Origin of the sequence: Cryobacterium lyxosi (genome assembly GCF_004403345.1) — a bacterium.
Taxonomy (GTDB): domain Bacteria; phylum Actinomycetota; class Actinomycetes; order Actinomycetales; family Microbacteriaceae; genus Cryobacterium; species Cryobacterium lyxosi.
On sequence record NZ_SOGT01000015.1, the window covers coordinates 1 to 18,646 of the forward strand.

The window sequence follows — 18,646 nt, forward strand, 5'->3', positions numbered from 1 at the left end:
AGAGGGTTTGATATCGGAATGACGTTTTGATCGAGAACGCTCTAACCACGGTCACGTCAAGGCGCCGATCAGAAACGACGTGCCGAAATCTGAGCCCGCAAGGGGGACCCTCACCGGGACGAGGAATACGGCAATAGCTCTTGTCACACTGGCTCGTGCCCGCTTCGTGGCGGTGTATCTGCTCGGCCGCCCGATTCGGACTGGAGACTAGGCCTGCCGTAAGCTCGGCTTGCGGCTACTACGAGGGGCGGAGCGGCTTGTGATCTTGGGTATCATCATCGCCTGCGAGATCGGGTTCTGGGTCGTCATCGTGCTGGGCCTGGTCGCCCGCTACATCCTCAAAGCCAAGCGGCTCGGCCTTGTGCTGATCGCTCTGGCCCCGGTCATCGACCTGGTGCTGTTGACCACGACCGCGGTGCACCTGCGCTCCGGCGCTGACGCGGAATGGGCGCACGGCCTGGCCGCGGTTTATATTGGCTTCTCGATCGCCTACGGCCCGGGGATGGTCCGCTGGGCCGACATCCGCTTCTCGCACCGGTTCGCCGACGGCCCCGCACCAACACGTCTCTCCGGAACCGATTACACCGTGGCCTGCTGGAAGGACGTCGCGCGCACCCTGCTCGCAGCGGCAATCTCCGCTCTCGTCCTGTTCGGCCTGACCTGGTTGGTAGGCAACACCACGCAGACGGCCGCCTTGGAGTACTGGTACCCAATCCTGATAACGATCTGCGGCATCGAAGCGATCTGGGCTGTGTCATACACAATATGGCCCCGCGCCCTCAAGCAGAACACCGCAACCGCATAACAACAACGCAGTCTCGCCCCGCAAGGGGAACCCCCTACGGGACACCGTTCACTTGACAAACTGAACAACCTTTGTTGCGCGTGATTCAAGGTCCCATAGACGGCACGGGCCGCTAATCCGTTGGTGTCCCTCGAGCTAGTTCGTGGATCGCGTCCAGGGGCTCACGCTTTCCAGCTGGACGTTGACGACGCTGGGACCAGCAAGGAGAGTGCCAACAGCCGTGAAGTCTTGTTGAGGGAGGATGCTGTCGGTCGGATCGATGCCGTTGAACTGTCGAACGTTGAGCCGCCCAGAGTTTAAGGTCGAGAAGACGACCGGTTGCTCGTCGCCCGCATACAAATAGGCGTCGTAGCCGCCGGTCTCCGGCAGTGCAGGAAGGGCCGAAACCGGTGACACGGTGATGGACCACTCACCCGCGCCGGGCCCGACGGCGATCCAGCCCGCCGGGCCAACGGAGGGGTCCAAACCATAGGCGACACTGGCGGAATCGCCTACATAGTCAGCCATGCCAGCCTCGTGGTACGTGCCGTCTTCACCATAAACCTGCGCGCCGGACTGCTCATTGGCATAGTGGTCGGGTGCCCACGTGATTGTGTAAAAGCCCGATTTAGCGTCGTCAGGAAAGACAATTTTTTCAGCGCCGCTGCCGGTGACGGTGAAAGCTTCGAACGTCCCGAATGTCTCATCTGCCCACGCCTGAGCCGATTCCTGCGCAGTGGGTTCATCCGTCTGGGCGGAGGTAGGCGGAGCAGTCGCTGATGATGAATCAGGTGTGATGGGCTGCTGTGCTTGGCAGCCTGACAAGATAACAGCCGCTGCGGTCGCTGCGGCCAACACGAATGTCATACGTTTCATAGAATCCCCCTGGTTTTTGTCGTCTACTCCGCGTTGAGATGACGTCGTCGGGCTGCGCCTTGGCGACCCACTGTTTCAGATTGAGTCTTGCACTGCCCGAGCTCGTCAGGCAATTCGACAGTTGTGGTCGTGTGTGCAAGGTCTATGCGTAGACCGTTGCCCTGATGCAGGCACTTCACCTTGCGCCGTGACCTTTGATGCTGTCCAGACGAACAGAGAGGCCCGCAAGGGGAAAACCTCTTGGGGGAATCTGATACAGGTTTTCACCGCATCGCGAGAAGCGACACCCAGTCTCGGCGCCCTAGCTCCCTGGCAACACAATTCGAATTTATCTGAACGCGGTGGCGATCAGGCTGCGGATGTAGTCGTAGTCCGGGTCCTGCGGGTCGACGCCATTATCCGGAACCAACTCAACGGACCCCACCGGTAAGTCTCTGGTCTTGCCCGCCAGGTTGGCGAAGTAGCCGAGCGTTCCCTGCGGTACGTCGGTCTTGACGACCTGCTGGCCGGCCTCGGCCACACCCTGGAACTTTGTGAGCACATTCGCCGGGTTGAACTGCTTCAGGATCGCCTCCTGCAGAACGCGCTGACGAGCCATGCGGTCATAGTCGCTCGTTCCGTGCCGGGAGCGGGCGTACCAGGTGGCGTGGTAGCCGTCCATATGCTGTTTGCCCGGCTCGAACCACTCGGCAACGCCGTTCAGTGCCTCATCGCCTCCGAGCGGAACACGGTCGGTGACAGTGATGTCTACGCCGCCGAGGGAGTCGATCAGGTCGGAGAAGCCTTGCATATCGATCAGCACGTAGTACTGGATGGTGAGGCCGGTGATTCCGCTGGCGGCGTCGCGCATGCCTTCAATGCCTGGATCGCTGTTGTCGGCCAACGCGTTCGGGTACATCTCCGGGCTCTTCAGGGCGACCTCGGTATAGATCGAGTTGAGCATGCAGACATCCACGGCGCAGCGATTCTCGTAGCCGTAGCCGTCCGGGTAGACCGCATTCAATGGCGAGTCCGCCGAGAACGGTACGTCTTCGAGGTCGCGCGGCAGGCCAATGATTTCGGCCTTGCCCGTCTCAGCATCCATGCTGACGACCGACATGCTGTCGGGCCGCAGGCCTTTCCGGTCGGCGCCAGCGTCGCCGCCGAGGAGCAGGATGTTGTAGCGGCCGTCTACGGGCGGCTCCGACGGTCCAGCCGCGAAAACCGAGGATAGGAAGTCACTGGCCGTGGTAGCCACAGAGGCACCATACCCGGCGACGCCGACCACGGCCGCCAGCACAACAGTCGCTAGCCCCGCGATAAACAGGCGCGCCTGGGATCGGGCCTTTACCAAGCGCACTAGCCGGATCGTGTCGACAGTTAAGACAACCCACACCGCGGCATAGAACAGCATCACGGCGGCGATGATCCACAAACCAATCGAGTTAGTGGTAACGGTGAGCAGGATCTCCGGGTTCATCGCATATGCGGCGCCGGTCACTACAACAAGGGCGAGGAAACATAGGGTGGCACGGAGGCCAAACCGGCCAAGTGCCCGACTACCGGCAAGCACTTGAGCGGAGCCGGGGATGAGAATATTGAGGACGACGAGCCACCAGGCCCGCCGAGTCATGAACGTTCGGGATCCGAAGTTCGGGTACCGGATCGGACTCCTCGCGCTGCTCAACGTTTCGCCCGCAGTGCCGTGTACTGCAGTTCCACATGACGGGCGAGGAAGGCGACCTCACCTCGTTCGACGACAAGGCTCTCCCTATCCACCGCGAATTGCACGTTGTCATTCCAGATATTGACTGCTGCGGGCTGCATTCCCACCGCCCCAAAGTCGTCATACGCGGCCGGGAAGAGGAGCATGTCAGAGTCGCTTTCTACGTGAGACGCAGCTACTGGAGGGAACGAAGTTCCCCAAGCCCAATCACGGGTGTCTGGAGCCACAGCTGTGCACCCAGTCAGCACGAGATCGCTGCAAGTACGGCCAAGTTTCTGGCACGGAACAGTGCGCCCCCAAATTTTCCCCATGCTTGCACCGTATCGCTACAGCGAAAGCAACATCGACTTCGGGGCGACTGCACCGAACTTCTGGCGCTGCCGGGAGCAACCAAATCCCTGTCCGTGGACAGAACCTTCACAATCTGTCTCAGTTCCCCCTCCGGTGACATTCAGGTTGAACCGGTTGATTCGGAACCACGCACAGCGTCCAAAGGGTATTAGGAAGCGAGTCTTAGCACCTGCGACCTCAAGAAAGACCCACTGACGGATTGAGTTCCAGGGCAGCCTGAGGAAAATTCCCCTGGTCAGCAAGGCGCCCAGCAACGCCAGTCTCGGTAACGAGGACCCCGTCCGCGCGCCACAGCCGTCGCCGTGGAAAGCGGTAACCTCGGGAGGGCCCAGCGCGACGTCGAGGGGCATGATCGGTCTAACGCAAAGAGATAGTTCGGTCACAGACCGGGCGCAAGGGGACGAGGCTTTGTGGTTGACGCGAGCAGGCGAAGCAAACGGATGATCGGGATCGCACGTCATGGGCGATTAAAGCGCTCGAATCCGTACGCCACCGCCCTCAAACTGGTGGCGGCCGTGCTGACCGTTGCCGTGGTCAGCACCTCAGCCGTGGCTGCTGTTGCGGTGTGGAGCTTCAGCAAGACAGTCGACGACAACGCCATCGACCTCACCGGTGGCGACCCGGCAGCGCCCGTGCCACAGCTCGAAAGCTACAAAAACGGCTTCAACATCCTCATGGTCGGCGTCGACAACGATGCGGTCCAGAGCGCGGCCTACGGTGAACGCCACGGCACCCTCAACGATGTGAACATTCTCGTGCACGTGTCCGCAGACCACAGCAACGCTGTCGTCGTGAGCATCCCACGCGACCTCATCGTGGCGCACCCCGAGTGCACCGATGTCACGACCGGCGCCGAGTTTTCGGCGATGGCCGCCCGCCCCGTCAATGAGGCCATGTCGCGTGGCGGGCTACCGTGTGTGGTCAAGACCGTGTCCAAGTTGACGGGACTCACCATCCCGTATGCCGGACTCATCTCGTTCAACGGGGTCGTGCGGATGAGCGACGCCGTCGGTGGAGTGCCGATCTGTTTGGATGCGCCCATCAACGACGACTTTGCAGGCTTGTATCTGCCCGCGGGCACGAGCGTCGTCGCCGGAGACACCGCACTGGCGTTCCTGCGGAGCCGGAAAGGCGTCGGCGACCAAAGCGACCTGGCACGGATTTCCTCCCAACAGATCTACATGGCCTCACTCATGCGCACCGTACAGGGCAACGGAACACTCACGAACATCCCGACCCTGATCAACCTCGCCAACGCTGCGGCCACCAATATTAAACTGTCGACGTCCCTCGCCAATATTGACACCATGGTATCCATGGCCCTAGCCCTCCAAGACATCGACCTGGATCGGTTGCTGTTCGTGCAGTATCCCGGCACGACCGGAGACTCCCGCTTCCCCGGCAAGGTCGTTCCCACGGAAGCGGTGGCCGCCGACATGTTCACCAAACTCGCCACCGATGAACCCTTCACCCTCCCCGGAACAACGCCAACACCGGCACCAACACCGGATGCACCGGTGCCGGTCGAAACGTCAACGCCGGCGACGACCGAAACCGCAGTCCCCACTCCACAGCCGACCGTTCAAGCGTTGGACGGACTCACCGGTCAAACAGCGCAGGATGACTCGTGCGCCCAAGCCTCCACCGGGTAACAGCGATCACACCGCGCTATAAAACGCACGAAATAGGCGTAGGTGTTTCCGGCCCGCCACGAACAATACCTTGTCCTTCACCTATGGCGTCCCGCAAACCGAACCTCTTGCGGGACAAATGGCGCGTCGGCGAAAAGTGGTCAGTGTGGTGTTTTGATGAGCGTTGCCAGAGTCATTGGAAGCTTCTTGCAGTTGTAACGACGGAGGCGATCCTCCTCGACTGCGCTGGCAATTTCATCGCGATGGAATCGTTCGGTATTTGCCGGAAAAATCTCATGATGAATATGTATGCTCAGAGCGAGATATCGAGGAATGTCAACACGTTGGACGGAAGTATATGCAGTCGGATCCGAGTACCACTCCAGATGAAAACTTGGTTGAGGTTTTCAAGGCCCTGGGCAATCCGATTCGACTCCGAATACTTCAATGGTTGAAGAATCCTGAGGTCAATTTCGCCGACTACGAGCCGATCGCTGACCGCGTTGAGGTCGGCGTGTGCGTGAGTCATATTCAAGCGAAAGCCGGCCTGGCACAGTCCACCATCTCGGCCTACATGGCGGTACTCGAACGAGCTGGTCTCGTCACGTCAACCCGGATCGGCAAGTGGACGCACTACCGGCGGGATGAATCGCACATTGAAAAGCTCGTGAATTCCTTGGGGCGAGACCTGTAACGCCCGGAAAAGTTGGTTGCCTCTTACTCGCGAATCTCGTTATATCGTTATTATTCGATATGACGATACGATGTGCATATGAACTTACCCCAGGACGCAGCCGAGCACACTGCGAAACCAACAGCCTTGATAGTGCACGCTCATCCCGAACCTAATTCATTTAGTAATGCGCAGATGCGGTCTGCAAGATCATCCCTGCAGGACCAGGGCTACGACGTCAAAACAATATATTTGTACGAGAACGGCTGGTCACCCGTGCTTGATCACTCAGAGTTCCCGTCGGCCTCGACATACTTCAAACCGCAGGCCGAACAAATGGCCGCAGCAAACGCTGGAACTCTCGCGCCTGACGTTCGTGCAGACCTCGACGCGCTACTAGATGCCGATCTCCTCGTACTGTCGTTCCCCCTCTGGTGGTTCTCCCTCCCCGCCATTCTCAAGGGGTGGATTGATCGAGTCTTTGTCATGGGAGCCGTTTTCGGAGGCGATCGCGGACTCTTCGACCAGGCTGCCCTTGCAGGTCACAAGGCCGTCTTGCTCATAACCACCGGAGGTTCGCCAGACTCGTTCGGTGAGGGCAGCCGATTCGGCGTCCTCGACACGCACCTATTCCACATACATTTCGGGATGCTTCGCTTCGTCGGTTACGACGTCTTGGAACCGATCGTCACGTACGGGCCAGCTCACCTCGACGCCGATAATCGTAAAGCCGCGCTCTTCGCAATTCATGACGCGTTCGAACGGATTGCCACACGAGCCGCGCTACCGCTCACCACACCGGTCCCACCTCAAAATCCTTAGAAGAGCGCCAAATTGCACGACCCGAAATCTTCGGAGCTTCGTGAATTGGCATCCTTGAGCGAAAGAAGCTTGGGGTCACGATGCGAGAAGTCCTTTGCAATAGTTCCGTAAGGGGAACCTCTTGCGGGACGCTCTACGGTTGCTGGGATTCCCAGCGAGTTTCACCGTCCTTCTTCGATGAGGTCGCGTGTAGGGCTTGATTTTGCGCCACCTTCATGGAGGCCTGATGGTCGGGATGAATGTGCGCTGTGAGGCGATGGACTCCGTGTGATCGCAACCAGGCGACCATCGCTTGAGCTGCCTCAGAAGCGATCCCTTGCCCTTGCCAGTTCGGTGAGATCACCCAAGCGATGTCAGCCACGAGACTTACCCCGTCGTCTTCGACGGTTGCCTGTACGAATCCCACCGGTGTCCCTACGTCTCGTTTTGTGACAACCCAGTTCAACCACCACTGCGAACCATCATCAGAGTGCCCAACGGCCTGCGTGGCATATCGTTTTTCCAACACCGTCAGAGACGGTATTTCTCCGCCGGTGTAGTCATAGAGCGAAGGATCGGCCAAAACCTCGATCATCGCAGCGGCGTGCTCCACCGACAGCGGTTCCAACAAGAGTCGCAGAGAAATAATGCGTTCAGTTGTGGGCCAGTCCATTCTTTGACAATGGCAGAGTCCTGAGATCTTCTTAAGCCGAACCCTGTCCGGGACCGGATCGTCGGCGCTGCCGCCGCGACGGCGTTTGTAGCAATTGTTGAATGAATTGATCAAGACATTGATTTGCCAGCGCTCAGGCCGTGACCTCGGCTGGTCGCAGGGCGCGACCTGGCGCGACTTTTGGTCGGCAGTACGTGAACCGGTGTCGCAGAGCGTTCCGCCCTGAATGGGGCGGCGCGGCCTAACGATTAACTGCAGTAGTGTCCAAGCAGCCACACGAACACACTGGGGAAACTGTGCGTCTTAGCTGGAAGCGGAACACTGCTGCGTTTGCAGTCATTGCAATGGCGCTGGGTGGCCAGGTGGCGGTGTCCACCGCTGAGGCATCTGGTGGAGCAGTGATCGACTCCATGGATTGTATGCAGCATGAGCTGACCGGTAACGACGACTCGTCCACTAACCAGGTTGCGTTGCCGTTCGGGGTCAACTTCTACGGAACCTCCTTTGAGCACTTGTGGGTGAACAACAACGGCAACGTGACCTTTGACAGGTCCTTGTCGACCTACACCCCCTTCGGCCTGGCCGGCACGAGCGCGCAGATCATCGCGCCATTCTTCGCTGACGTCGACACCAGAGCCGCTGGCTCGCAAACTGTTCGATACGGGTGGGGGAACACTACCTACGAGGGCCATCGAGCGTTTTGTGTGAACTGGGTCGACGTTGGCTACTACAGCGGACACACCGACAAACTGAACAGCTTCCAGTTGCTGTTGGTCAATCGTGAAGACTCCGCGTCCGCTGGCGATTTCGACATTGTTTTCAATTACGACAAGGTGCAATGGGAGTCTGGTGATGCCAGCGGCGGTTCGGCTGGGTTGGGTGGCAACTCCGCCGTTGCGGGGTTCTCCAACGGAAGTGGCCTCGATGGCACCTCCTACGAACTGCGCGGCTCCGCAGTCAACGGCGCATTCCTGGACTCAAATACTTCGGGCCTGACGGCTACCAGCACCGATAGCACCGTCAGTGGACGGCACGTCTTTCGCGTTCGCGGCGGTAACGCACCGTTAACCCAGTACGTCGCGCTGGGAGACTCGTTCCAGTCTGGTGAAGGTGCCGGAGCCTACCTGCCGCTCACTGACGTCAACGGCAATAAATGCCACCGTTCGGCCTACGCATATCCGCGTCGGCTTGTCGATGCGGGCGTCGTCACTCTCAATTTGGACTTCGGGGCCTGCAGTGGCGCCGTCATCAACGATTTGGCCGTCAGTTACAACCCAAATCAGCCGCCGTACACTGATGGTATTGCGCAGCTGGACCGGCTTAGTAGCAGCACTAAGCTAGTCACCCTGGGCATCGGCGGCAACGACATGAAGTTCGCCGAAGTGCTCGAATCGTGCTAAAGGGCACTCTATATGATGTTCTCAATCCATTCCACGAAGCCAGTTGCGAGGGGGACTCCGCTGCGGGGATCGACCAGAGTTATATCAACTTGGTTGAGGGTGGTCGACTGGAGAGCGTCTACAAGGAGGTTCGCAGACGGGCGCCGTTCGCTCGTATTGTCGTCCTGGGCTATCCCCGGTTCTACGTCGACGGTGGTGCGCACAACCGCTTCAGCGACGACTACTGCGGCGGTGTGCGCATCACAGACCAGCGATGGATCAACAGCGAGATCCGCCGCCTCAACAACGCCATCCGTGACAAGGCCCGCGGCCTGGGTCTACAGTTTGTCGACATCTACGACACGCCGAGCGGGCATGAGCTGTGCGGGCCGAGCGACCAACACTTCATGAACGGAATCAAGCTGCCGCGAGAAGAGTCGTATCATCCGAACGCGTTCGGACACGAATTGATTGCCGACGACGTGGCCGCGGCGCTGCAAAACTTTCTGTATAGCAATCTGTTCAACGTGCTTCCGTTCGAGACGACCCAGTACTCGTTCAACTCCACCGGTGGGCCACTCGACGTGTCCACACAATGGCCGGGCAGCGACGTTGTCCTGACCTTAACTTCACCATCAGGGCGCACGATCACCCGCAGTACGAGCGCTTCGGACGTGGAGCATGAGGTTGGGCCAACGTTCGAGAGCTACCACATCGCTGCTGCTGAGGCGGGCGAGTGGACGGCAAGCCTCTACGGTGCACAGGTAGCCGCCCAAGGAGAACAGACCAGCCTAGACATCTGGCAGGCTCCCACCCCTAACCAGGATCCGAAAGCGCAGATGTCTTTGGCCACCGTCGGGCGGACCATCACGGTCGATGGCGGCGCGAGCGCTGACGCCGACGGGACCGTGGTCGAATACCTCTGGGAATTCGGAGATGGCAGCACCGCTACCGGCAGTCGGGTGAGCCACACATACACGACCGCTGGCACATACCTGACGACCTTGGCAATCCGCGACGATCAGGGCGGCGAGGCATTTACGTCGGCAGACCACATCGTCGACATCCCGAAGTACCAGTTCGAGGGCTTTCTGGCACCCGTTGACGCAGCCCCTGTCGTCAACGCCATGACAGCAGGTCGTGCCGTACCGATGAAGTTCCGCCTCGGCGGCAACTTCGGCCTCGGAATTGTCTCGGCGGGCTCCCCAACGTCGGTTCGGGTTGACTGCACGACCGGCGCGAACGTTGATGAAGTCGAAACCACTACTACTGCCGGGGCCAGCAGCCTGTCATACGATCAAGTTACGGACACCTACAGCTATGTGTGGAAAACGGCGTCCGATTGGGCGGGAACCTGCCGAACATTCCACCTGAAACTCGACGACGGCAGCATTCATGAAGCGCAATTCAGCTTCCGCACCTGACGACTACCAAGATAAGTGGAGCTATGACAGTCAGGTGGGTACGTCTTTTACTCTGGGTTACCGCCCTGGTTGCATGGTCCGCACTCATTGTCGTCGGACTTCTCTTGTTCGGCACGGGTCTCGACAAAACATTCTTGTTCGAGCCGACCGGGGAGGCTCTTGAACGCGATCGTGTTGGGAAGATTCTCATCTTTCTTGGTTCGGTCGCCCTCTTCCTGGCTGCGGTCTGGGCTCGACTGATGCATACCCCGATCTGGGCATGCGCCCTCGTTGCAACCCCGGCAATCCTCGTCGGCGGCCTCACCCTATTTTTCGGAAGTTCTTTGCTCCCGCACCTCAGCGCTCTGGTGGCATTCCCAGTTGCCCTCGCTGGCCTAATTTGCGGTCTTGTCCTCGCCCGACCACTGCTGCGCCTTGGGTCAACGGGCCCTAGCGGGGCGGTTCAAGGTCAGGAATCGGACTGAGCTGCCGCCCGCCGGCGACGATTTCCCAGGACTATCAATCTGAAGACGGCAGCAGCATTGATCACAGCCACGAGGAAGAACCCCAGGTAATTCAGTGCCGCGCTCACGGCCAGCACCGCAACTGCAAATCCTCCTTGGCCCGACCCTTGCGAAGAACCCATTGAACCGAAGACAGAGTAAGCAGTTGACAGTGGCGACGTCAGAATGACGATGACAAGAACCAGCACTTCGGATGCTCCCGGCCCGCGCTTCATCTCAAAGGCGCGCATCACGGACACCGCAGCCACGAGCCCGGCGACTACCGCCACCTAGGCACCGATCGTTTCCAGTGCCCACGAGGGCAGGCGACTTTCCCCCGTTGGCGCTCCGCTCCCACCCATCATGTCCGGAAGCTACACGCGATACACCAACGGGCAGGGACAGCGGTCAAACGTGTCCTGCGTGGATCGAGTCGCCGGAGATCTTCACGAGTGCCCGTTAGCCGGACGACCACCGGGACACCCCGCGTGCAAGGAGTGCCGACGACGACCCACATGGTTCCGTGGGCGCCCGATTCCCGTAAGACCCGCCCGAGAAAATGCCCGGTCAACGGGTGGCGGATTCTGAGAGTCGACGCAACACAAGCGTTTTTGTCCGGCGTATTTCCGGGCATTTTGAGGCTATCGCTGATTCGCCTCGGGCGTGTCGCGCTCGGCGTTGAACCGCTCGGAGGGAGTGTCGTAGCCGAGTGTTTTCCGAGGTCGATCGTTGAGCTCCTGGACGACGAAGTCAACGTGGTCAGCGCTGTGTAGGGCCAGGTTGGTGCCCTTGGGAAAGTACTGGCGGGCCAGTCCGTTGAAGTTCTCATTCGCGCCGCGCTGCCAGGGGCTGGAGCGTTCTGCGAAGAAGATCGGAACTCCCGTCGATTCGGTGAGTTCCTCATGCCAAGACATCTCGACGCCCTGGTCCCAGGTGAGGGTGCGTTTGAGGTGGGCGGGAAGGGTGGCGAAAGCGGCGATGATGGCCGCGTTGACGCTGGCCGCCGTGTGATCGAGGGGCAGGTTCACGATGATGCCGTAGTGAGTTTTTCGTTCCCGCAGAGTCACCATCGCGGAGACTGAACCTAGACCGACGATGAGATCACCTTCCCAATGCCCGACTTGCATTCGGTCTTCGACCTCGGTGGGACGTTTGTCGATCATGGTCATGTTGATGATGCGGGAACCTCGCCCGATGCGACGGCGCCAGCGGGTTTTGCGGATGCGTCGTCCCGTGCGCAGCTTCACGGCGAAGCGTTTGTGGAGGCCGGAATCCTCCCGAAGGAGCAACGCCCGATAGATCGTTTCTGGGCTCAGGTGCATCGTCAGATCATCGGGGTAGTGCTTCTTCATCCATCCACAGATTTCATCTGGAGACCAGCATCGGTTCAGCTTTCGCTGCACCAGCAGCCGCAGCGAAACGTTGGAGACGAGCTTGGGCACCTTGGGCCGGGCACGCTGCAGCCGTGCGTCGTGGTCGGCTGTCTTGGGCAGGTAATGCCGCTGCCGTTTCGGTGCCGAGCCAGCTCCCGCGAGATAGTGGACGGTTGCCGACCGAGCGTGGCGGCGATGCCGCGCATCGACTGACCCAAGCGCAGCAGGTCGGCGATCTGGAGTCGCTCGCGGGCGTCCAGGTAGCGGCCAGTCGTATCGCGCTGGACGATGAGTCGTGGAATCTGGAAGTCGTTCGCCTGACGAAGTTGGGTCCCGGAGGAAATGTGCATGCCCAATAGTCTGCAAGCCTCGGCGTTGCTCAGGCCGTCCCGCATCAGCTGCCAGTACTTCTCCGCACGAACCCGCAACCGCTCCTGTCCGGTGGTGACCGCGCCGTTAAGGACCCGATCGGCGTAGCGCTTGGAGGAGAACGTGGCGTCGTGCTGCGCTGCACGAGCTGCAGTTGCCATATGGCGCAGCTGCGTCAATCGGCGTTCTTCGAAGATCCTCGCCCGAGCGTCGGTGAGGCGCAACGTGGTTTGGCACTGGCGCACGCTGTGGCCGGCAGATCGAAGGAGGTCATAACGCTTTTCGATCCACCGATAGGCCGTCGATTTGGATACCCCGGCCGACTTCGCTCCGAGGTTCGCGCTGTGGCCCGCGTCGAACGACCGCCAGAACGCGGACTCGTCGTCAACATCAACCCTCAGATGATGCCGTTCCCGGACGTAATCGACCTCCGCTTCCCAGCCGAGGAGACGCGAAGTCGTGAACCCAAGCTCGGCCGTCGAATCGGCCGGACTCTTCCCACTACGGCGCAACTCGAGGTATTTCTCGCGCAGCCAGCGGTAGCCAACTTCTTTGTCTATGCCGGCGTCGCGGGCGGAGGGTTTGAGACCGCGACCCTCCTTGATCGAGGCGAGAAACCGGACACCTGCTGCTGACGAAGAACGATGAAACATTGCAAACCACCTAAAAATAGGTGTTGCTTCGATCAATAGAATCCCGCGGGTGCTAAACGCTACAGCTTAAACCATGACCGCAATGCTCATAGGCCACGACCGCGTCTGCACTAATGGACAAGACCTCACCGGACAAAAGACCGCACTAGCCAACAGACATATCCGTTATGCCCACCGGCTCACCGAAGGTGTCGAGACAACGGCGTAGGTCGCGCGCGCTTTCGGAATATCCCGCGCCGCCTTTTAGGGCCGGGCACGCTCCCTAGGGCTAACGCCAGACCGATCCGGTGTCGAGACGGGCGACGGCGCCAGCTAGCGATGGCAGAACGTGCGCACAGAATCAACGCAACCTTGCAAATTTCCTAGTTCGATCCGCTCGCGCGCGGGCTTGCCGACGCACAACTCCCCAGCCTGACAACGGAGTATAGGCGTCGCGTCAGGGGACAAGAATATGGCCAGCTGCTTATATCAGAAGACTAAAGCTGCGGCTTGTCCGAGCTAGGTGGCAGAAAACCAAATGAGCTTAGCACGTGACACCGAGTATTGCGGGTAGTTTCCAAGCCCACCCGAAGCGCCGCGCATAGGGAAAGCGTATGGGTCTGAAACGATCAGAACCTAAGAACAAAGGAGGTCCGCACACCAGTGCTGCGCCAGCTCGAGCACTATTCCGACAGGCTTACCACCGAGATTATGGTCGGTTTTGCTCAATTCGCTTTCGCGAACAGAGTCACCGTGGCTTGGCCGGACATCGAACTGATGCTGCTGCATCATGTCCCGCCACGCCCGATCGTGAAACTGATGGTCGACCACCTCGATGATCTGCCGGCCGCCGAGTTGCTGACTGTTCTCCAGAAGCTCGGCAATGAGTACGCCCGCGTGCCTGGCCGCCAACGTCAGGCGACCCTGCCCGCTGACGATGCACACGCGGCGTTGGTGCAGCGCCTACAAAAAGTCAGACTGGTCGGCAGGTGTGTGCCGGACAAGCAACCCGGCTACGTCAGGGTGTTCATCAAGTATGGGGCGTAGGCCGCCCCACACCTCCTGGTCCCGACACGCTGAAACGCGGCTTCCGCGCCCATGGAGGGAGACAGTTTTCTCGGCCTAAGATGGTCCGCCTCTTCTCGTCCTCGCGGCTTCGCAGGAGACAGGGCGAAGTGCCCTACCGGGGGAGACACCCCTCGTTCCCGGTAGAAGCGGTAATCGCCCCATGCGCATCGTCTCTGGCCCCGCACCTGTCGGGGTCAGAGGCGTCTGTGCACGCAAGCGGCCGACGAACTGGCCAGCCGCGCTAGCTAACATGAGCCGCGCGGCAGCCGATGGTACACAATGACGCCTCCCTCGAGTCGTTCGAGACAGGATGAGCACATGATCGTACTTACGCGGCTGAATGACAGTCACTTTGCGATTAACCCGGATCTGATCGAACGCATCCACGCCAACCCGGACACCACCCTGGTCATGGTCGACGGCGCCAACTTCATCGTCACCGAATCCATGGAAGATGTGATCGAGAAAATCGCCCGCTACCGTGCCCACGTCATCGCGCTCGCCTACGACCCGAGCGCCGGGGACCTGCCACGAGGCCCCAGGAAGATCTAGTGGATCCCGCAACTCTGATCGGCCTGGTACTCGCCTTCGGTGCCCTCGTTGCCATGATCACCCTCGAACATTCTTCTGTCATGTCCATCCTGCTGCCAGCGCCCATGGTTTTGGTCTTCGGTGCGACCATCGCGGTCGGCCTTGCGGGCGGCACGATCAAGGACTTCACGTCTGCCTTCAAGGCAGTACCCGGAGCGTTCCTCGGCAAGACCACGCCGCCGCAGTCCGTTATCGACCAGGTCGTCGGACTGGCCGAAACTGCCCGCAGTTCCGGCCTGCTCGCACTCGATCAGGCGGCCGACGAGATCAAGGACCCGTTTCTGCGCGGCGCCCTGCAGAACATCGCCGACGGTACCGACGGAGATGAATTGAGGATGCTCCTCGAGGACGAGATCGCGACAGCGGCTCGATCGAATCGGAACGCCGCCAAATTCTTCACCGGTCTTGGCGGGTACGCCCCAACGGTTGGCATCATCGGTACGGTCGTATCGTTGACCCACGTTCTCGAAAACCTGGACACGCCCGCGACACTGGGACCGATGATCGCGGCCGCCTTCGTCGCAACTCTGTGGGGCCTGCTCTCGGCCAACTTCATCTGGCTGCCGCTCGGCTCGCGCCTGCGTCGCCTGGCCGACCTCGAGGTCGACCGCATGACTCTCGTCATGGAAGGCGCCCTGGCCGTGCAGGCTGGCAGTCAGCCACGCCTTCTCGGAGAACGCCTGCGCGCCATGGTGCCCGCTGAGCTGCTGCCGAAAGTCGGCGCCAAGGGCAAAGACGGCGCTGCGGATGCTGCTGGGGTAGCCGCCAGGACCAAGACGAAGACCAGAGGTAAGGGTAAGGATAAAGACCTTCCCGAAGCAGCATGAGTGTGCGGGCCAAGCGCCGCAAAATGGTTGAAGAGGAGGACGTCCACCCCGACGAACGGTGGATGGCCTCCTACATGGACATGGTCACCGTGTTGATGTGTATGTTCATCGTGCTATTCGCCATGTCGACCGTCGACCAAGACAAGTACGAGCAGCTGGCTAACTCCCTGGCCACCGGGTTCGGAGCGGTGGATGCGGGTATGGTCGACACCGCTGAGGGAGTCGTTGTTCCGGCTGACCTTGTCGACAACAAGGGCGAATCACCCACAGAAGTCACTCACTCCGCCGATGCTCTCGATCCGGCCGAGGCGACGGCCCAGGCACTGGCAAACGCCGAAGCCGCCAGACAGGAGGTCATGAAGCTTGATCAGCTCAAGATTGCCGTCACCGCTAACCTGACCAAAGCCGGGGTAGCCGACCTCGTGGAATTTCACATCACCGACCGTGGACTGACCCTGGGGCTGGTGGGGAGTGAAACATTCTTCGCACCGGACAGCGCTCAACTCACGGCAGCCGCGATCACGGTGCTCGATGCCGCAGCACCGGCCTTCGTAGCCACCGCGCAGAAAATTTCGGTTGAAGGGCACGCCGACAAACACGGCCAATCCACCACCTTCGCCAGCGACTGGGAATTGTCGGCAAGCCGGGCTACCCAGGTGTTGCGTCGACTTGTGGAGCAGGGCGGCATCACCGGAGGGTTGATATCCGCCGTCGCCTTTGGATCGGCCCAGCCGGCGAACACCGGTTCCACACTCGCTGACATGGCACAGAACCGCCGGGTCGATATCGTGTTGCTCTCAGATCAGCCGGACAGCGTGCGGGCACTCATTCCCGGCGTGGCCGCCGAGGACTGATCATAAACCGGCGCGGCGCTTCGGCTAGCTGAGATTTCTTACCTTTCGACGGGGCCGGTCGATAGTCCCAACGTGACAGTCCAGGATCAGGTCGGCAACAGTGCGCTCGTCAAAGCGGCACGAAGCGTTGAGCTGTACGACTTTCGGCGGCCCACCACCCTGGCACGTGAACACGCCCGTGTTTTAGAACTGGCCTTTGAGACTTTTGCGCGGCAGTGGGGCACCCAGCTGACCGCCCGCGTGCGCGTGCTCTGCATGGTGACCTGCGAGCAAGTGCTCATGGCCACCTACGACGAGTACGCGGGTTCGCTACCGCCGAAAACCGCCATGGTGCTGTGCACGGTTGCGGGCCTGGAAGCCCGCGCGGTCATACAGTTTCCGACCACGTCGGCCCTCACCTGGGTGAACCATATGCTCGGCGGCAACAGCAGCAACCCAGTGCTCGCTGAACGCAACTTCACCCAGATCGAGCTGGCCCTGATTCGCAAGCTCATTTCGGAAAGCCTCGAAGACCTGCGTTATTCCTTTGGGCCGTTGATCGTCGACGAAATGGGGGTCGAGGCCATTCAGTACAACTCCCAGTTCGCGCAAGCGGCGGCAACCGGCGACCTCATGGTGGTCGCGACGTTCGCAATTCGAGTGGAAAAGGTCACGGCCACGGCAACGGTGGCGATTCCCGCCACGGCACTGATGCCGCAACTCGGCGAAGCGAACCCCACGAGCACCACATCGAACGCTGCCGAATTTCTGCAGGCACAGATCGCGGCCGTACCGGTTGACGTATCGCTTCGACTCGAGACCGCCCATGTGCTGCCCAGTCGCATTCTGTCGCTGGCGGTCGGCGATGTTCTACACATTCCGCATCCCCAGCATCGTCCGCTCAATCTGACCGTTGACGGCCAGTCGCTGGCCCGCGCCGCCGTCGGGGCCAACGGTTCACGGCTGGCCTGCATCGTCACTGATACCGAGGAAACCGCCCAATGATTTCTACCCGATCTATTCCCGAAGTCGCCGTCGACGCGCTCATACGTGTGTTGCCTACGACGGTACCGCTGCAGGCATTGCCACACGTCGTCAGCGCCGAATTGGCATCGCGCGTCGGTTCGGCCGTGGTGGCCTCGTTCGTGGGTACGACATCCGCTGACCTGGCCGTTGTGCTCACCGACTCTGCGTCACTCGACGCCGCTGCCGGAGCGAACTCACAGCTCGTTTCCAGCCGGGACGTTCTCCGTCCGGCCCTCGAGAGCGCGTCGGCAGTGCTCGGAATCGGCGTGCTCGGCGATTCCCGGGTCGAAGACGCCTCAGCACTGTTCGCCGCCACAGAGACCGAGGTTTTCGAACTGAGCGCGGGCGGGGTGGTGACCGGTTGGTTTGCCATTCGCGTTCGCCAGAACGGAGTTGTTGGCGGGCCAGGATCGGCGCCAGAGCGCACACCCTTGGGCAACCTCGGGCGTATCAGCAACGTTGAAATGTCGTTGACGGTTGAAATCGGGCGGACCCGCATGTCCGTGCGTGACGTCTTATCACTCACGCCGGGCGCCGTTATCGAGCTGGATCGCTCCGCGGGAGCGCCGGCCGATATTCTGCTCAATGGTCGCCTGATTGCCCACGGTGAAATCGTCGTCGTCGACCAGGACTACGCCGTGCGCATCACCCAGATTCTCGATGTAGCGGATGGCCTGTCGTAAGTGGACACCCTTATTGTTGCGGTGCGTGTCGCCCTGTCACTGGGCGTGGTTCTCGCACTGCTGTGGTACCTGCAGCGACGCCTGTCGCGCGGAGCGCGCGCGTTGGGTGTCGCCAACCCGGTGACCGTCGTTGGACGTCAGCCCATCGGGCAGAAGGCCTCCGTTGTCGTCGTCGAGGTCGACGGAACGCGCCTCGTTCTCGGCGTCACCGAGCAGGCCGTGACCGTGCTGCACGAGAAGTACCTTGTGCCCGCAACCGTCTCGACCCTCGACGCCGCCATTTCGGTGCTGGGCGGGTCGCAATCGGCGCCAGCGACGGCGTTCGCCCGTTCCCTGGCCGCAGCTGAAGCGGATGATGCCGCTCGCGTAGCGCCGCCCGCCGCCTCCGCTCCGCTGGCCGGATCGATCCTGTCGCCGTCGACGTGGCGCCAAACCGCCGCACTACTTCGGCAGGGACGGTGAATA

General features: G+C 60.7%; 21 protein-coding genes. 14 read left to right on the forward strand and 7 right to left on the reverse strand.

All coding sequences use genetic code 11. The features are described 5' to 3' along the window. Positions 1–259: 259 nt before the first annotated feature. Positions 260–805, forward strand: coding sequence for a hypothetical protein (locus E3T27_RS13495; RefSeq protein ID WP_134573342.1), 546 nt, complete (start codon positions 260–262; stop codon positions 803–805). Positions 806–940: 135 nt separating this feature from the next. On the opposite strand, the gene E3T27_RS13500 is transcribed toward E3T27_RS13495, so the two are convergent. The 3 genes from E3T27_RS13500 to E3T27_RS13510 all read right to left on the reverse strand — a co-directional run bounded on the left by E3T27_RS13500 (position 941) and on the right by E3T27_RS13510 (position 3,511). Next, positions 941–1,639: a hypothetical protein gene (locus E3T27_RS13500; protein ID WP_166786214.1), complete on the reverse strand. Its 699-nt coding sequence runs from the start codon at positions 1,637–1,639 to the stop codon at positions 941–943. A 349-nt stretch (positions 1,640–1,988) separates the two neighbouring features. Beyond that, the gene (locus tag E3T27_RS13505) at positions 1,989–3,272 is read right to left on the reverse strand and encodes an LCP family protein (protein ID WP_134573346.1); all 1,284 of its coding nucleotides are present in this window, start codon (positions 3,270–3,272) and stop codon (positions 1,989–1,991) included. A 50-nt stretch (positions 3,273–3,322) separates the two neighbouring features. Beyond that, positions 3,323–3,511, reverse strand: a complete 189-nt coding sequence (locus tag E3T27_RS13510) for a hypothetical protein (RefSeq protein WP_134573348.1) — start codon at positions 3,509–3,511, stop codon at positions 3,323–3,325. Between the two features lie 645 nt (positions 3,512–4,156). Here E3T27_RS13510 and E3T27_RS13515 point away from each other — a divergent pair. The 3 genes from E3T27_RS13515 to E3T27_RS13525 all read left to right on the forward strand — a co-directional run bounded on the left by E3T27_RS13515 (position 4,157) and on the right by E3T27_RS13525 (position 6,842). Then, positions 4,157–5,368 (forward strand): LCP family protein, encoded by a 1,212-nt coding sequence (locus tag E3T27_RS13515; RefSeq protein WP_134573350.1) that lies wholly within the window; start codon positions 4,157–4,159, stop codon positions 5,366–5,368. Between the two features lie 337 nt (positions 5,369–5,705). Further along, positions 5,706–6,041: an ArsR/SmtB family transcription factor gene (locus tag E3T27_RS13520; RefSeq protein ID WP_134573352.1), complete on the forward strand. Its 336-nt coding sequence runs from the start codon at positions 5,706–5,708 to the stop codon at positions 6,039–6,041. 78 nt (positions 6,042–6,119) lie between these two features. Next, the gene (locus E3T27_RS13525; protein ID WP_134573354.1) at positions 6,120–6,842 is read left to right on the forward strand and encodes an NAD(P)H-dependent oxidoreductase; all 723 of its coding nucleotides are present in this window, start codon (positions 6,120–6,122) and stop codon (positions 6,840–6,842) included. Between the two features lie 133 nt (positions 6,843–6,975). Here E3T27_RS13525 and E3T27_RS13530 read toward each other — a convergent pair whose 3' ends face one another. Then, positions 6,976–7,608, reverse strand: coding sequence for a GNAT family N-acetyltransferase (locus E3T27_RS13530; RefSeq protein WP_241992255.1), 633 nt, complete (start codon positions 7,606–7,608; stop codon positions 6,976–6,978). A gap of 230 nt (positions 7,609–7,838) precedes the next feature. Here E3T27_RS13530 and E3T27_RS13535 point away from each other — a divergent pair, with 230 nt between their 5' ends. The 3 genes from E3T27_RS13535 to E3T27_RS13545 are packed head-to-tail and all read left to right on the forward strand — an operon-like array spanning position 7,839 to position 10,761. Further along, complete coding sequence (locus E3T27_RS13535; protein ID WP_134573358.1) at positions 7,839–8,894, forward strand: nidogen-like domain-containing protein; 1,056 nt, start codon at positions 7,839–7,841, stop codon at positions 8,892–8,894. Continuing rightward, positions 8,888–10,297 carry a PxKF domain-containing protein gene (locus tag E3T27_RS13540; protein ID WP_134573360.1) on the forward strand — a complete coding sequence of 470 codons (1,410 nt, stop codon included), beginning with the start codon at positions 8,888–8,890 and terminating at the stop codon, positions 10,295–10,297. The genes E3T27_RS13535 and E3T27_RS13540 overlap by 7 nt, the downstream gene beginning before the upstream one ends. A 23-nt stretch (positions 10,298–10,320) precedes the next feature. Continuing rightward, on the forward strand, positions 10,321–10,761 hold the full coding sequence (locus E3T27_RS13545; RefSeq protein ID WP_104196159.1) for a hypothetical protein: 441 nt from the start codon (positions 10,321–10,323) through the stop codon (positions 10,759–10,761). On the opposite strand, the gene E3T27_RS13550 is transcribed toward E3T27_RS13545, so the two are convergent. The 3 genes from E3T27_RS13550 to E3T27_RS17035 all read right to left on the reverse strand — a co-directional run bounded on the left by E3T27_RS13550 (position 10,746) and on the right by E3T27_RS17035 (position 13,210). Further along, the gene (locus E3T27_RS13550; protein WP_166786215.1) at positions 10,746–11,048 is read right to left on the reverse strand and encodes a hypothetical protein; all 303 of its coding nucleotides are present in this window, start codon (positions 11,046–11,048) and stop codon (positions 10,746–10,748) included. The two genes, E3T27_RS13545 and E3T27_RS13550, sit on opposite strands and share 16 nt — an antisense overlap. Before the next feature lie 372 nt (positions 11,049–11,420). Next, a complete protein-coding gene (locus tag E3T27_RS17030) occupies positions 11,421–12,272 on the reverse strand; it encodes an IS30 family transposase (RefSeq protein ID WP_241992269.1) in 852 nt (283 codons plus the stop codon). Further along, the gene (locus tag E3T27_RS17035) at positions 12,167–13,210 is read right to left on the reverse strand and encodes a helix-turn-helix domain-containing protein (RefSeq protein WP_241992256.1); all 1,044 of its coding nucleotides are present in this window, start codon (positions 13,208–13,210) and stop codon (positions 12,167–12,169) included. The genes E3T27_RS17030 and E3T27_RS17035 overlap by 106 nt, the downstream gene beginning before the upstream one ends. 606 nt (positions 13,211–13,816) lie before the next feature. Here E3T27_RS17035 and E3T27_RS13560 point away from each other — a divergent pair. The 7 genes from E3T27_RS13560 to fliO all read left to right on the forward strand — a co-directional run bounded on the left by E3T27_RS13560 (position 13,817) and on the right by fliO (position 18,643). Next, the gene (locus E3T27_RS13560; protein ID WP_134573362.1) at positions 13,817–14,200 is read left to right on the forward strand and encodes a hypothetical protein; all 384 of its coding nucleotides are present in this window, start codon (positions 13,817–13,819) and stop codon (positions 14,198–14,200) included. 339 nt (positions 14,201–14,539) lie between these two features. Further along, positions 14,540–14,773, forward strand: a complete 234-nt coding sequence (locus E3T27_RS13565; RefSeq protein ID WP_104196162.1) for a flagellar FlbD family protein — start codon at positions 14,540–14,542, stop codon at positions 14,771–14,773. After that, positions 14,773–15,639, forward strand: a complete 867-nt coding sequence (locus E3T27_RS13570; RefSeq protein WP_134573364.1) for a motility protein A — start codon at positions 14,773–14,775, stop codon at positions 15,637–15,639. The genes E3T27_RS13565 and E3T27_RS13570 overlap by 1 nt, the downstream gene beginning before the upstream one ends. Before the next feature lie 23 nt (positions 15,640–15,662). Beyond that, entirely contained in the window at positions 15,663–16,493 is an 831-nt protein-coding gene (locus E3T27_RS13575) for an OmpA/MotB family protein (RefSeq protein WP_241992257.1), read from the forward strand. A gap of 72 nt (positions 16,494–16,565) precedes the next feature. After that, positions 16,566–17,477 carry a flagellar motor switch protein FliM gene (locus E3T27_RS13580; RefSeq protein ID WP_174722224.1) on the forward strand — a complete coding sequence of 304 codons (912 nt, stop codon included), beginning with the start codon at positions 16,566–16,568 and terminating at the stop codon, positions 17,475–17,477. Continuing rightward, positions 17,474–18,181, forward strand: a complete 708-nt coding sequence (gene fliN / locus E3T27_RS13585; protein ID WP_134573366.1) for a flagellar motor switch protein FliN — start codon at positions 17,474–17,476, stop codon at positions 18,179–18,181. The genes E3T27_RS13580 and fliN overlap by 4 nt, the downstream gene beginning before the upstream one ends. After that, positions 18,182–18,643: a flagellar biosynthetic protein FliO gene (fliO, locus tag E3T27_RS13590; RefSeq protein WP_104196165.1), complete on the forward strand. Its 462-nt coding sequence runs from the start codon at positions 18,182–18,184 to the stop codon at positions 18,641–18,643. It begins immediately after the preceding gene. The last annotated feature ends 3 nt before the right edge of the window (positions 18,644–18,646 follow it).

Coding starts and splice junctions, on each gene's coding strand:
- E3T27_RS13565 (WP_104196162.1), top strand. CDS start 14,540: ATGATCGTACTTACGCGGCTGAATGACAGTCACTTTGCGATTAACCCG.
- E3T27_RS13525 (WP_134573354.1), top strand. CDS start 6,120: ATGAACTTACCCCAGGACGCAGCCGAGCACACTGCGAAACCAACAGCC.
- E3T27_RS13545 (WP_104196159.1), top strand. CDS start 10,321: ATGACAGTCAGGTGGGTACGTCTTTTACTCTGGGTTACCGCCCTGGTT.
- fliN (WP_134573366.1), top strand. CDS start 17,474: ATGATTTCTACCCGATCTATTCCCGAAGTCGCCGTCGACGCGCTCATA.
- E3T27_RS13510 (WP_134573348.1), bottom strand. CDS start 3,511: ATGCTCCTCTTCCCGGCCGCGTATGACGACTTTGGGGCGGTGGGAATG.
- E3T27_RS13520 (WP_134573352.1), top strand. CDS start 5,706: ATGCAGTCGGATCCGAGTACCACTCCAGATGAAAACTTGGTTGAGGTT.
- E3T27_RS13515 (WP_134573350.1), top strand. CDS start 4,157: ATGATCGGGATCGCACGTCATGGGCGATTAAAGCGCTCGAATCCGTAC.
- E3T27_RS13535 (WP_134573358.1), top strand. CDS start 7,839: ATGGCGCTGGGTGGCCAGGTGGCGGTGTCCACCGCTGAGGCATCTGGT.
- E3T27_RS13505 (WP_134573346.1), bottom strand. CDS start 3,272: ATGACTCGGCGGGCCTGGTGGCTCGTCGTCCTCAATATTCTCATCCCC.
- E3T27_RS13575 (WP_241992257.1), top strand. CDS start 15,663: ATGGTTGAAGAGGAGGACGTCCACCCCGACGAACGGTGGATGGCCTCC.